The organism is Janibacter sp. GS2, assembly GCF_051200835.1.
GTDB lineage: Bacteria > Actinomycetota > Actinomycetes > Actinomycetales > Dermatophilaceae > Janibacter.
In genome coordinates, this window is the sequence record NZ_CP195161.1 from 299,522 (window position 1) to 312,420 (window position 12,899).

The window sequence follows — 12,899 nt, forward strand, 5'->3', positions numbered from 1 at the left end:
GGCTACTTGATGCCGACGGACGGGCTGCCCGAGGCGGTGTCGCCCTTGCCGTAGGTGTAGTTGCCCATGCCCATCTTCGACATGAGGACCCCGACGACGATCGTGACGACGACGAGGACGCCGGCGACGATCCCCAGGGTCATGCTCAGCGCGAGGACGGCCCAGGTCCCGACGATGCCGGCGAGGATCCCGAGGCTCATCACGGTCCACCACGCGGGGTTCTGCGCGTGCCCGAGCTCCTCCACGGAGTGCGGGCCCGTCGGGGGGTGGGAAAGGCGAGGGTGCTTGCTCATGGGGCCCATCATCCCACGCCGGGGGCGGGGGCGAGGAGGACCCTCAGGCGTGGACGGGAGCGCCCGTCGCGGCTACGGTGACTGGCGTCACTACATCTGACGAAAGGCGACCCCGATGAGCGTGGTCACCCGGTCACGGGCGACGTCCGTCGACGTCCCCGACACCCTCGCGACCCATCCGCCGAACCGCGGCATGGGGTGGGCCGGGCGCACCTTCCCGCACCCGCCGGGCCGACGCCGCTGGTGGGGGGACGCCTTCGCCAAGGGCACCGACCCGACGACACCCACGCAGAACATGCTCGCGGCAGGACGCCGGCTCGGGCCGGTCTTCGAGATGCTCGCCCTGGGCCGGAAGTTCGTCTTCGTCGCCGGGGTCGACCTCGCTGGCGAGCTCTGTGACGACACGCGCTTCACCAAGGCGCTCGCGCCGGCGGTGCAGGACCTGCGCCTGTTCGTCGGGGACGGCCTCTTCACCGCCCGCAGCGATGAGCCCAACTGGCGCCTGGCGCACGAGCTGCTCGTGCCGGCCTTCGCCAAACCCGCCATGCGGCGCTACCACGACGTCATGGTCGAGGCCACGGACGAGCTCATCGGCGTCTGGGACGAGGCGGCGAGCTCCGGGCGCACCGTCGACGTCTCCCCGTGGTTGACGAAGCTCACCCTGGAGACCATCGGCCGATCGGCCTTCAGTCACACCTTCGCCAGCTTCGGGACCGAGGAGGTCGACCCCTTCGTCCGGACCTTCGTCGCCGACATGTCGCACGCGGCGGGCCGCTCCACCACCGCCTCCCTCCCCCTCGTCGGGAGGCACCTGGTCAGGCGCAAGGACCGGCGGGCCCTCGCCCGGCACCGCCACATCGACGACCTCCTGCGCCGGATCGTCGCCGATCGCGAGGCGAAGGGGGACGAGTCGGACGACCTGCTCGGCCGGATGATGCACGTGCCCGTCGACGACTCCGGCACCCTCCTCGAGGCGCAGAACGTGCGCCACCAGATCCTCACGATGCTCGTCGCCGGTCACGAGACCACCTCCGGCGCGCTGTCCTTCGCGCTCTACCACCTGACTCGGGAGCCACAGGTTCTCGCCCGGGTCCGCGCCGAGCTCGACGAGGTGCTCGGCAGCGACCCGCTGGTCAGCCCGACCTTCGAGCAGGTACCCAAGCTGCGCTACCTGCGTCGCGTCGTCGACGAGACCCTCCGGCTGTGGCCGACGGCCCCCGGTTTCGCCCGCACACCCCGCGGGACGACGACGATCGGCGCCGACGGCTCCGCCGGGGTGCCCGGGGGGCTGCGGATGACGCCGCAGGACTCTGCGCTCGTCTTCATCCCCCTGCTGCACCGTGACCCCGACGTGTGGCCGGACCCGGACCGCTTCGACCCGGACCGCTTCCTGCCCCAGCACAACCGCGCCCGACCGGCCCACGCGTACAAGCCCTTCGGCACCGGCGAACGCGCCTGCATCGGCAGGCAGTTCGCCCTGCACGAGGCGGTCATCGTCCTGGCCAAGCTGCTCCACCGCTTCGATCTCACACCCGAGCCCGACTACGAGCTGACGATCACCGAGCGCCTGACCCTCATGCCGGTCGGCTTCCGGGTGGGCCTGACCCGCCGTTGACGCACCCGATCGAGGTCAGGCGAGGTCGCGCCGGACCACCTTGCCGTTGGCCGTGCGCGGGAGTGCGTCCACCAAACGTACCTCGCGCGGCCGCTTGTAGGGGGCGAGGACATCGGCCGCGCGGGCCAGCACCCGCGCCGGGAGGTCATCGGCCGCATCGGGGGTGGGCACGACCCAGGCGCCGATGATGCTCACGGCGTCGCCGACGTCGAGCGTGGTCACCGCGACCTCGCCCACACCGGAGGTCCCGGCCAGCGCCTCCTCGACCTCGACGGGCGAGACCCGGTAGCCCATCGCCGTCATCACGTCGTCGGAGCGGCCGTGGTAGGTCAGGTAGCCGTCGACATCGAGCTCGGCGAGGTCACTCGTGACGAACCACTCCCCGCGCATCACCTCGGCGCTCTCCTCGGGCCGCTGCCAGTAGCCGATCATCAGCCCGGGGTCCTCCCGGTGGACGGCCAGCCGGCCGACCTCCCCGGGACCGAGGGGGCGCGGGGCGTCGAGCCGATCGGGGGCGAGTACGGCGATCCGGCGCCCGGGTTGGGCCCGACCCGGGCTCCCCTGCTGCACAGGCACATTCGGGCCGGTGGAGACGAAGGTCGAGATCTCGCTCATGCCCAGCGCCTCGTAGAGCGGCACGCCGGTGACGTCGGTCCACTCGCGCCACAGGGCCGAGGGGAGCGCCTCGCCGGCGACGAGGGCCCCCCGCAGGGAGGCGAGGTGCCACGCACCCGCATCCCCATGACGCAGCAGGTGGCGGTAGACCCCGGGGACCGCGGCGAGGTGGGTCGCCGCGTGCGCCTGCACGATCCCAGGCCAGATCAGCCCGTCGCGCGGCCCGTCGTAGACCACGGCAGTGGCGGCATTGGCCCACGGGTCGGTGAGCCCGACGCCGAGGGTGTAGGTCCAGTTGAGCGCACCGGCGTGCACCATGACGTCGCCCTCGAGCAGCCCGTACCACCCGCGATACATCGGACGCCGCCCCCAGGCGCTGCGGTGGGCGTGGACGACCCCCTTCGGCGCACCGGTGGTCCCGGACGTGTATGTGATGAAGGCGGGCCGGTCCGGGTCGCCGAGGACGTGCCCGGTGCGCTCGTGGCCGGCCACCCACCCGTCGATGATCCCGGCCGTCACCACGTGCACGCCCTCAGGGACATCCAGCGAGAGGTCCGGGTCGAGCGCCACCGCCCGCGCCCCGCAGTCCTCGAGGAGGGCGGCCGCCTCGTCCCCGGTCAGCTGGGCGCTCGTGGGAACCGCGACGAGACCCGCGGCGATCGCTCCGAAGAAGACGAAGGGGAACTCCGCCCGGTTGCCCATGCGCAGCAGCACCCGGTCGCCGGCCTCGAGGCCCAGACCGAGCAGGCCTGCGGCAACGGCCCGGACGACGTCGTCGACCTGGGCGAAGGTCCACGAGGACTCGTCCTGCGGGCCGTGGACGACGACGAGGGCCGGGCGGTCCGGGGCGCGCTCGGCCGGGTCGGCGACGCAGTACGCGGACAGGCCGAAGGGGGTCGGTGTCGCCTCCCCCGGGACCGGGTGAACCGGCCACCTTCCGGGTCGCGTCACCGGGTCCGGGCGTCGGCGACGGTCAACGCCCGGTCGAGGACCGCCAGACCCTCACGGGCCTCGTCCGCGCTCGTCGTGCACGGCGGGACGACGTGGATGCGGTTGTCCTTGACGAAGGGCCACAGTCCCGCGGACGTGCAGGCCGCCATGACCTCCGTCATCGGCGCCGCATCCGGGCCCGAGGCGTTGAAGGGCACGAAGGGCTCGCGGGTCGTCCGGTCGCGCACGAGCTCGACCGCCCAGAAGACCCCCAGCCCACGCACCTCACCGACGCTCGGGTGACGCTGCGCGATCTCGCGCAGGCCCGGGCCGATGACGTCCTCGCCGAGGGTGCGGGCGTGCTCGATGATCCCGTCCCGCTCGAAGATGCGCATCGAGGCCACCGCGGAGGCGCAGGCGAGCGCATGGCCCTGGTAGGTCAGGCCGCCCGGATAGGTCCGCGGACCGAAGGTCTCCCGGATCGCTGCGTTGACGATGACGCCGCCGAGCGGGACATAGCCGGAGTTCACCCCCTTCGCGAAGGTGATGAGGTCCGGCGTCACCCCCCAGTGGTCCACGGCGAACCACTCACCGACCCGGCCGAAGCCGGCCATCACCTCGTCGGCGATCATGACGATGCCGAACTCGTCGCACAGGGCGCGCACCCCGGCAAGGTAGCCGTCCGGCGGGACGAGGACGCCGTTGGTGCCGATGATCGGCTCGAGGATGATCGCGGCGATGTGACCCGGCCCCTCTGCGGCGATGACCTCGCGCAGGTGCGCCAGGGCACGCTCGCCCTCCTGCTCCTCGCTCTCGGAGTAGAAGGGGGAGCGGTAGAAGTACGGGCTCCAGTGGTGCACGACGCCGGGCATCGAGGGCTCGCTCCCCCAGCGCCGCGGCTCGCCGGTGAGGGCCATCGCCCCCGCGGTCCCGCCGTGGTAGCTGCGATAGGCCGCGAGCACCTTGCTCCGCCCGGTGTGCAGACGGGCCATGCGGACCGCGTGCTCGGTCGCATCGGCGCCCCCGTTGGTGAAGAAGACCGAGTTGAGGTCACCGGGCGCCTTCTCGGCGATCATCGCCGCGGCCTGCGAGCGCGTCTCGACGGCGAAGGCCGGGGACATCGTCGTCATCCGTGCGGCGGCCTCGGCGATCGCCTCGACGAGCTCCGGGTGCTGGTGCCCGATGTTGACGTTGACCAGCTGGCTGGAGAAGTCGAGGTACTCGCGACCGGTGTCGTCGGTGAAGCGGCTTCCCTGGGCGGACACCACCACGGGAGGGTCGACGAGGTCCTGTGCGCTCCACGAGCGGAAGACGTGCGCCCGGTCGAGGCGGCGCACCTCACTGGCGTCGAGGCGGGGCAGCAGCTCGCCCATCACAGCTCCTCGTGGGTGTCCGGGTCGGCGGCGAAGAGACGTCCCCCGGCGTGACCGAGACCGGTGATCGCGTCGACCTCGGCACCGGAGAGGTCGAAGCCGAGGACCTCGAGGTTGAGGCGCTGGCGCTCCGGGTCGGCGGACTTCGGCAGCGGGAGGCTGCCCAGGTGAAGGTGCCAGCGCAGGACCACCTGCGCCGGGGTGACGCCGTGCGCCCGCGCCGCGGTGGCGACCGGCTCGGCGTCGAGCAGCTCCCCGGCCCGGCCGATCGGGCTCCACGCCTGGGTGGTGATGCCGCGCGCCTCGTCGTCGGCCCGCTGGCCCTCCTGCGGGAAGAAGGGGTGCAGCTCGATCTGGTTCGACGCCGGGGTGACCCCGGTGGCCGCGATGATCTCGTCGAGGTGGTGGGGCTTGAAGTTGCTCACCCCGATGGAGCGCACGAGCCCGGCCTCGCGCGCCTCGACGAGGCCCTCCCAGGCCCGGACGAAGGCCTGCTGGGAGGGGTTGGGCCAGTGGATGAGCACGCTGTCGAGGTAGTCGAGGTCCATGACCTGCAGAGAGGTCTCGATGCTGCCCCGGGCGCCCGCATGGTCCCGTCCGGGGACCTTGGTCTGGACGAAGACGTCGCCGCGGTCGACACCGCTGGCGCGCAGGCCCTCGGCGACCTCGCGCTCGTTGCGGTAGTTCACCGCCGTGTCGATGAGGCGGTAGCCGACCTCCAGCGCGGAGGCGATGGCGCGGACTCCGGCATCACCACGAAGGGGGTAGGTGCCGAAGCCGAGGACCGGGACGGACGTGCCGTCGCCGAGGACGCGAGTGGGGAGTTCAGCCATGCCCCCAACGTAGGCGACGGGACAGAGGTCGTGCGAGGGCTGTTCCGGGTGTCGCGCTGTCGAGGGGACTCACTCACCGAGGACGGTGAGCAGCTCCCCCTTCGCCTGGACGTACTCGGCCTCGAGCTGGTCGACGAGGTCCGCCACCGGGAGGACCCCCTCGATGCCCGCCACGGAGTGTCCCGCGCTCCACACGTCGCGCCAGGCCTTGGGCGCGGTGGTCGAGGAGGTGCTGCGGGGCTCCTCCTCGGTGTGCGGGTTGGTCACGTGGGAGACATCGACCTTCTCCGGGACGGGCAGGTTGTCCGGGTCGAGGCCGGCGCCGATGATGCTGCCCCGCAGGAAGTTCGCGGGGATCGTGCTGATCGAGGGCGTGTAGACGATCTCCTCGGCGCCGGAGTGGACGAGCATCTGGCGGTAGTCCTCGGAGGCGATCGACTCCTCGGTCGCGAGGAACCGGGTGCCCATGTACGCCAGGTCGGCACCGGCAGCCTGGGCCGCGAGGACGTCGCGGCCCGTGCTCAGCGCGCCCCCGAGGATGAGCGGCCCGTCCCAGACGCGACGCACCTCGCTGATCAGGGCGAAGGGGTTGATCCCGCCGGAGTGCCCGCCGGAGCCGGCCGAGACGAGGATGAGTCCGTCGACCCCGGCCGCGGCGGCCTTGGCGGCGAAGGCGGCGTTGACGACGTCGTGGAAGACGAGCCCGCCGTAGGAGTGGACCGCGTCGACGACGTCCTTGGCGGCGCCGAGGCTCGTGATGACCACGGGGACCTCGTGCTCGACGATCTTCTCGAGGTCGGCCTCGATCCGCTTGTTCGTCCGGTGCACGACGAAGTTCACGCCGTACGGGGCCGGGGCACGGCCGGAGGCGTCCGGTTCCGCCAACGCGGTCTCGATCTGCGTGAGCCAGCCGTCGAACTCCTCGGTGGTGCGCAGGTTGAGCGCGGGGAAGGTCCCGACCACACCGGCCCGGCAGGCACCGATGACGAGGTCGAGTCCGGAGCCGAGGAACATCGGCGCGGCGATGACGGGCAGGCGCAGGCGGTCTCGGAGCTGCTGGGGCATGGTCATGTCCCCATCTTCACAGGCGCCCCGCCCCGTCTCCACCGACCCCCCCCTTTCGCATCTGCCTAGGCAGATGCTCCTCGGGTCGGCCTTTGCCTAGGCAGATGCGGTCGCCGGCGCACGTGCCTAGGCAGATGCGGTCGTCCGCGCATTTGCCTAGGCAGATGCGAAGGGGAGGGGAGGGCTACGTCCGTCGGGCGACGAGGTCCATGGCGCGGCCCATCAGCGACCAGTACCGCGAGGGCGTGACGCGGGCGAGGAGATCAAGCGCCTTGGCGTCCCGGCCGATGAGCACCCGCGGCTTGCGGGCGAGCGCCGCCTCGATGATCTCCTCCGCCGCCCGGTCCGCCGGGAAGACGAGCATCGTGTCGAAGGCCGCCCGGTTGCGCTCGGCCTCCGTCGCGTCGACGCCGGCGGCGACCCGGGCGTGAGCGGCGATGTTCGTCCTGATCCCACCGGGGTGGACGACCGTGACTCCGACGGGCAGCTGCTCGGCCTCGAGCTCGCTGCGCAACGACTCGCTGAAGCCGCGCAGCCCGAACTTGCTCGTGCTGTACGCGCTCTGCCCCGGTGGGCCGACGAGACCGAAGAGGCTCGAGGTGTTGACCACCTGGCCCTGGCCGTTCTCGAGCATGAGCGGCAGCAGGGCCCTGGTGAACCGGATCGGGGCGAGCAGGTTGATCTCGAGCAGCCAGTCGAAGTCCTCCGCGGTGACCTGCGTGAAGCGCCCGCCGACGGCGACGCCCGCGTTGTTGAAGAGCATGGTCACCCCCGGGTGTCCGTCGCGGATGCGCGCGAAGGCCTCGTCCGCGGCCACCCGGTCCGACAGGTCGGCGACATAGGTGGCCACCTGCGCGCCCGGGGTGGCCCGGGAGATCTCCGTCGCGACACGCTCCAGACCGGCGGCCGCGACGTCGAGCAGCACCAGGTCGGCGCCGCGGCGGGCCAGCCCCTTGGCGATGTGCTCGCCCATCCCGCCGGCCGCCCCGGTGACGACCGCGGTCCCACCGGAGACGAGCAGCCCGGGCCGCTTCATCGCACGTCCTCGAGCACGAGGTCGCCCGCGGAGTCGTCGGCATTGCTCGACGAACCGGGCAGGTCGAGGCTCGCCGGCGCCTGCGCACCACGGGGCAGGGTCGCCCCCTTCGCCCCGACGGGGAGGAAGTGCATCGCCTCGGTGACGTCCGCGCGGGAGAAGGCGATCTTGTCCTTGACGTAGTTCTGCGGCATCGTCCACGGGGCCCGGTCCCCGACCTTGGGGAAGCGGGCGACGGCGCGCTGGACGTAGCCCGCGGTCAGGTCGAGGATCGGACCGGCGCTCATCCCGTCCGGCGCGACGGGGACGGCCACCCCGAGGCCGCGGTCGCGCAGGTGGGCGATGAGGTCACCGACGTAGGTGCTCACGAGGTCCGCGCGCAGGGTCCACGAGGCGTTGACGTAGCCGACGGTCATCGTGAGGTTGGGGACGCCCGAGAGCATGAGGCCGCGGTAGGCGAAGGACCGGTCCATCGCGACCCGCTCGCCGTCGACGGTGAGCTCGATCCCGCCGAGGAGCTGGAGCAGCAGGCCGGTGGCCGTGACGACGATGTCCGCCTCGACGACCCGCCCGTCGGTCAGGCGCACCCCCTCGGGGACGAAGCGATCGATGTGCCCGGTGACGACGTCGGCGCGCCCACGACGGATGGAGGCGTAGAAGTCGCCGTCCGGCACGGCGCACAGGCGCTGGTCCCACACGTTGTAGGGAGGGGTGAAGTGCTCGTCGATGACGTCCTGGGGAAGGTGGCGCCGCAGCTGGCGCAGGACGATGGCGTTGGCCGCCTTGGGCCGAGCGCGGGAGAGCTCGTAGAGGAAGTACTGCATGCCCAGGTTCTTCACCCGGGCGGCGGACTGGACCGCCCGGGGGCTGAGCCAGCGACGCAGCGCCTGGACGAAGGGGTCGACCCCCGGCACGTCGAAGACGTAGCTCGGCGTCCGCTGGAGCATCGTCACGTGCGCGGCGGTCCTGGCCACGACCGGCACCACGGTGACGGCCGTGGCGCCGGAGCCGATGACGACGACCCGCTTGCCGGTGTGGTCGAGGCCCTCCGGCCAGAACTGCGGGTGGACGACCTCTCCGGCGAAGTCCTCGACGCCGACGAACGCGGGGTCGTGCGTCTTCTCGTAGTTGTAGTAGCCGCTGCCGAGGTGGACGAACCCGGCCCGGACCACCCGGCGCCCCTCCGCGGTGTCGATCTGGACGGTCCACTCCTGCTCGTCGGTCGACCAGCTCGCGGCCACGACCCGGCACCCCGTGTGGATGATCCGCTCGAGGCCGGACTCGCGAGCCGTGTCCCGGATGTAGTCGAGGATGTCCGCCCCGTCGGCGATCGCCCTGCGTCCCTGCCAGGGTCGGAAGGGGAAGGACAGGGTGAACATGTCCGAGTCGGAGCGCACCCCCGGGTAGCGGAAGAGGTCCCAGGTGCCGCCCGTCGCGCCACGGGCCTCGACGATCACCAGCTCGGCCTGCGGATTGGCGCGCTGGATGCGGTGGGCGGCGCCGATGCCGGACAGACCGGCGCCGACGACGAGCACGTCGACCCGCCCGGGCAGCTCGCGCTCCGTGGTTTCCGGACTGGTCTGCGTGCTGGTCACGGCACTCTCCTCGACGACGACTTCACTCACGAGTAACTTACGGCACCGCGGCCGAAGGGGGGGCGGCAACGCGGTCGATCAGGTGCGGGCGGTCTCGCGGATCCTGGCGGAGATCAGGAGCGTCTGTAGGGTGGTCATCGCTTGCGAGGGCAAGTCGACCACCACGCGGCAGGCCACGGGCGATGCCGCGGTACGCACGCCAAGCAGGAGGTAGCAGGAGTGCCAGACTCGACTGCGAACACGACCACCGAACCGCTCCCCGAGGACGACGCCACGACCACGGCGCGGGACCCGCACCCGGAGCGTCGCGACCCGGACAAGGGGTTCGTGGCACTGCTGGGCTGGAGCCCCAACGCCCTCGAGGCGGTGGACCGCTTCGATCGTCGCTACGTCATCGTGGCGCCGGACTGGGCGCAGGACTACTGCCGCGAGCACCACCTGCCCTACGTCCCGTGGAACTTCGAACGGCTCAACGACCGGTCGATGGAGATCGCCGAGACGCTGCAGCAGCTCGGTGTCGACGTCGCGATCCCCCTCTTCGAGGAGACCGTCGAGTGGGCCGGTGCCATCAACGCGGTGCTCATGGACAACCCGAAGCTCTTCGGGCAGTCCCTCCTGCTCCGTGACAAGGCCCTGATGAAGCGGCGTGCGCAGCTCGGCGGCATCCGGGTGGGCATCTTCGAGGAGGCCTACGAGCAGGACGACGTCATCCGCTTCCTCAAGCGTGTCAACCAGACGCTGTTGAAGCTGGACGGCGACCCGAACGACCCGATCCACCTCAAGGCGCTCGACAAGGCCGGCTGCCTGGGGCACCGCATCATCCGCACCCCGGACGAGGTGGACTCCATCCCCGAGGAGGAGTTCCCGGTCCTGATGGAGTCCCACCTCGATGGGTGGGAGTTCGCCGTCGAGGCGTGGGTGCACGACGGGAAGATCCGCTTCCTCAACATCTCCGAGTACGTGACCCTGGGGTACTCCGTCTTCGTGCCGGCCTCTCCGGAGCTGGAGCGCTACCGACCGGAGATCACCCGGCAGCTGGAGAAGCTGATCAAGACCTTCGACATCGACTTCGGGTTCGTCCACCCGGAGTACTTCGTCACCAGCGACGGTGAGATGTACTTCGGTGAGGTCGCCTACCGCCCGCCGGGGTTCAAGGTGTTCGAGCTGCTCGAACGCTGCTACGGGTTCAACGCGTACCAGGCACTGGTGCTCGCATTCGACCCGCACACCACCGAGGAGGAGATCGTCGGCTTCTTCCCCAAGGAGGTCGAGGGCGCGAGCGGGCACTCCGGCTGCTTCGGCGTCTACCCGAAGCGTCGCGTCGTGAGCACGCTCGAGATGCCGGAGGAGACCGAGGACCACGAGTACTTCGAGTCGCACGAGCTGTCCGCGCCCCTGGAGGAGACCGTGACGAAGCGCACCGCGTTCGGCACCCACTGGGGTCTGCTTTACTTCTTCGGCGACGACCCGTACGAGATGCGCTCGTTGCTCAAGCGACAGGAAGACCTCGATTTCTACGTCTGACCGGAAGGTGGCGTCAGTGGGCGGTACTGCCGCGGTGCTGGACAAGAGGCTGGCCAGCCTCTCCGACGCGATCCAGGCCTTCGAGCGGGCCGGCGACCTGGGGCGGCCCACGCGGCTGCGCCGGGTGCTGGACGGACTGCGCCTCGTGCTGCTGCAACCCGGTGGGCCGGCAGCGGTGCAGGCGCAGACCACCGCGATCGAGGCGGCCGGTGTCTTCGAGGGCACCGACTGGGCGACGCCGCAGGCACTCACGCCGGCGCTCAGCCCCGGTTCGCTGCGCAGCGCGGACTCGGACACGGTGGTGATGGAGGTCGTGAGCAACCTGCGGCTCGTGGCGGTCGCCCTCGGGGAGTACGAGCACCCGCAGATCTCCAGGGCCGAGGCCCGGGACCACGTCCTGCAGGTGCTCGCGCTCAACACGACCCTGCTCTTCTCCAAGCCCTCCGAGGCCGAGCGGGAGCAGCAGGGACGGATGTCCGAGGTCACCCGTGCCGCGATGCGCCACATCGTCGACCAGCTCGGGTACGACGGGGTCCTCGGCCAGGTCGTCGAGGAGATCTGGCGGATCCTGCGCCAGCGTCCGATCCAGGTCGACCAGGTCAAGGCGACGATCACCCGGATCGCCGTGGCGCGCGCGGACCCGGGCATCGACCTGGGCCACGGAGGCTTCGGTGTCGACCGGCTGGTCAGCAGCCTGTTCGGCACCACCGACGCGAGTCGGGAGGACCCGGGCGTCGAGGTCTACCGTGACCGCCTCGAGTCGATGGACGAAGGCACGCTGCAGTACGAGGCCACGGGCTTCGCCCGGTCCATGCACGACACCGGCCTGGTCTCGGCGTACCACGCCGTGCTGCTGCGTTTCCTGTGCAAGAAGGGCGACTTCCTCCTCAGCGAGGCCCTGGGCCTGTCCAGCACCGGGCGGGAGAGCCTGTTGTGCTTCCGCGATCTCGTCGACGAGCTCATTGATGCCGCCGTGCACCCGGAGACGGCGCAGGACATCTACGGGCTGACCCTGCTGCTCGAGCGCGGCGTGCTCTTCCAACCGCCCGTGGCGCCCGCGCTGTGGCGCCTGCTGGCGCTGCCGTTGTCGCCGGCGGCGCGCGAACGGCTGCAGCTGGCCTTCGGCACGGCCCATGACCCGCGGGTCTGGCTGCTGTCCGGGACCCTGTCCATGCTCGGCCTGCCCCTCGGCATCGGTCAGGGCGACAACCCCACCTGCCAGTCCGCCCGCGCGCTGTCCATGTGGGCCTACAACGACCCCGACTACCTGCTCCAGACGATCGCCTGGACCGCTCGCGACGACGAGATCGTCATGCACTTCGAGGGGCAGCTGATCTCCTCCCGCGAGGCCGATGTCGGTCTCGCGACGACACTTCCCGTCGACCTCGACCCCGTCTCGTTGCTGGTCGTGCCGCACCTGGACCGCGTCTACGCCGAGATGGGTCGCCGCTGCGCCGACCGCGAGGGCGACCCGCACCAGTGGATCAACCCCGAGTTCCATGGCTGGTGGGTCGGTCGCGGCTTCCGCATCAACGTGGACGTCGCGACGGGACGCCTCACCGACCTCGACGGCTTCATCCGGCACTTCTACGCCAGCTACCACCCCTTCCACAACGGGAACCAGCCGCTGATCCACCCGCAACCGGCAGGTGTCGCGGTCACGGACGCCGCCGCCCGCTTCGTCGGCTGGCACGCGATCACGGTGTTGCGCGTCGCGCTCGACCCCACCGAGACGATGCGGGTCTACTTCTACAACCCGAACAACGACAGCGGCCAGGACTGGGGCGATGGCGTGCTCGTGAGCACGGCCGGCAACGGCGAGCGCTTCGGTGAGGCCTCCCTGCCCCTCGAGCAGTTCGCCGCGAGGTTGTACATCTTCCACTTCGACCCGCTCGAACCCGGCACGGTGGACTCGGTCACGACGGCGGAGGTCGAGCGCGTCGTCGACTCCATCGAGCGCACGTGGGGCACCGACCGCCTCCCCGAGATCGCCGGCTGATCCACCGGCTTCGGGACTGCT

10 protein-coding genes and 1 pseudogene are annotated in these 12,899 nt (G+C 71.1%); 3 read left to right on the top strand and 8 right to left on the bottom strand.

Annotated features, from left to right (window positions below; genetic code table 11):
* Nucleotides 1–2: 2 nt before the first annotated feature.
* Nucleotides 3–293 (bottom strand): hypothetical protein, encoded by a 291-nt coding sequence (locus ACR9E9_RS01455; protein ID WP_435200961.1) that lies wholly within the window; start codon nt 291–293, stop codon nt 3–5.
* 115 nt (nt 294–408) lie between these two features.
* Between ACR9E9_RS01455 and ACR9E9_RS01460 the strand changes: the two genes are divergently transcribed.
* Complete coding sequence (locus tag ACR9E9_RS01460) at nt 409–1,908, top strand: cytochrome P450 (protein WP_435200963.1); 1,500 nt, start codon at nt 409–411, stop codon at nt 1,906–1,908.
* A gap of 15 nt (nt 1,909–1,923) precedes the next feature.
* Here ACR9E9_RS01460 and ACR9E9_RS01465 read toward each other — a convergent pair whose 3' ends face one another.
* The 7 genes and pseudogenes from ACR9E9_RS01465 to ACR9E9_RS01495 form a co-directional block, all read right to left on the bottom strand.
* Nucleotides 1,924–2,340, bottom strand: coding sequence for an AMP-binding enzyme (locus ACR9E9_RS01465; RefSeq protein ID WP_435203549.1), 417 nt, complete (start codon nt 2,338–2,340; stop codon nt 1,924–1,926).
* Nucleotides 2,338–3,474: pseudogene (locus ACR9E9_RS01470) on the bottom strand (class I adenylate-forming enzyme family protein); the annotation flags it as partial. The pseudogene ACR9E9_RS01470 and the gene ACR9E9_RS01465, both read right to left, overlap by 3 nt.
* Nucleotides 3,471–4,826 (bottom strand): aspartate aminotransferase family protein, encoded by a 1,356-nt coding sequence (locus ACR9E9_RS01475; protein WP_435200965.1) that lies wholly within the window; start codon nt 4,824–4,826, stop codon nt 3,471–3,473. The gene ACR9E9_RS01475 and the pseudogene ACR9E9_RS01470, both read right to left, overlap by 4 nt.
* Nucleotides 4,826–5,659 (bottom strand): aldo/keto reductase, encoded by an 834-nt coding sequence (locus tag ACR9E9_RS01480; protein ID WP_435200967.1) that lies wholly within the window; start codon nt 5,657–5,659, stop codon nt 4,826–4,828. The genes ACR9E9_RS01475 and ACR9E9_RS01480 overlap by 1 nt, the downstream gene beginning before the upstream one ends.
* Before the next feature lie 69 nt (nt 5,660–5,728).
* Nucleotides 5,729–6,730 (bottom strand): NAD(P)H-dependent flavin oxidoreductase, encoded by a 1,002-nt coding sequence (locus ACR9E9_RS01485; RefSeq protein ID WP_435200969.1) that lies wholly within the window; start codon nt 6,728–6,730, stop codon nt 5,729–5,731.
* A 178-nt stretch (nt 6,731–6,908) separates the two neighbouring features.
* Entirely contained in the window at nt 6,909–7,760 is an 852-nt protein-coding gene (locus ACR9E9_RS01490) for an SDR family NAD(P)-dependent oxidoreductase (protein ID WP_435200971.1), read from the bottom strand.
* Entirely contained in the window at nt 7,757–9,355 is a 1,599-nt protein-coding gene (locus ACR9E9_RS01495) for a flavin-containing monooxygenase (protein WP_435200973.1), read from the bottom strand. The genes ACR9E9_RS01490 and ACR9E9_RS01495 overlap by 4 nt, the downstream gene beginning before the upstream one ends.
* Before the next feature lie 219 nt (nt 9,356–9,574).
* On the opposite strand from ACR9E9_RS01495, the gene ACR9E9_RS01500 reads away from it, so the two are divergent.
* Together ACR9E9_RS01500 and ACR9E9_RS01505 are read left to right on the top strand one after the other, a co-directional pair.
* Nucleotides 9,575–10,879, top strand: a complete 1,305-nt coding sequence (locus ACR9E9_RS01500) for an ATP-grasp domain-containing protein (protein ID WP_435200975.1) — start codon at nt 9,575–9,577, stop codon at nt 10,877–10,879.
* A gap of 16 nt (nt 10,880–10,895) precedes the next feature.
* Nucleotides 10,896–12,878 (top strand): hypothetical protein, encoded by a 1,983-nt coding sequence (locus ACR9E9_RS01505; RefSeq protein WP_435200977.1) that lies wholly within the window; start codon nt 10,896–10,898, stop codon nt 12,876–12,878.
* Nucleotides 12,879–12,899 lie beyond the last annotated feature (21 nt).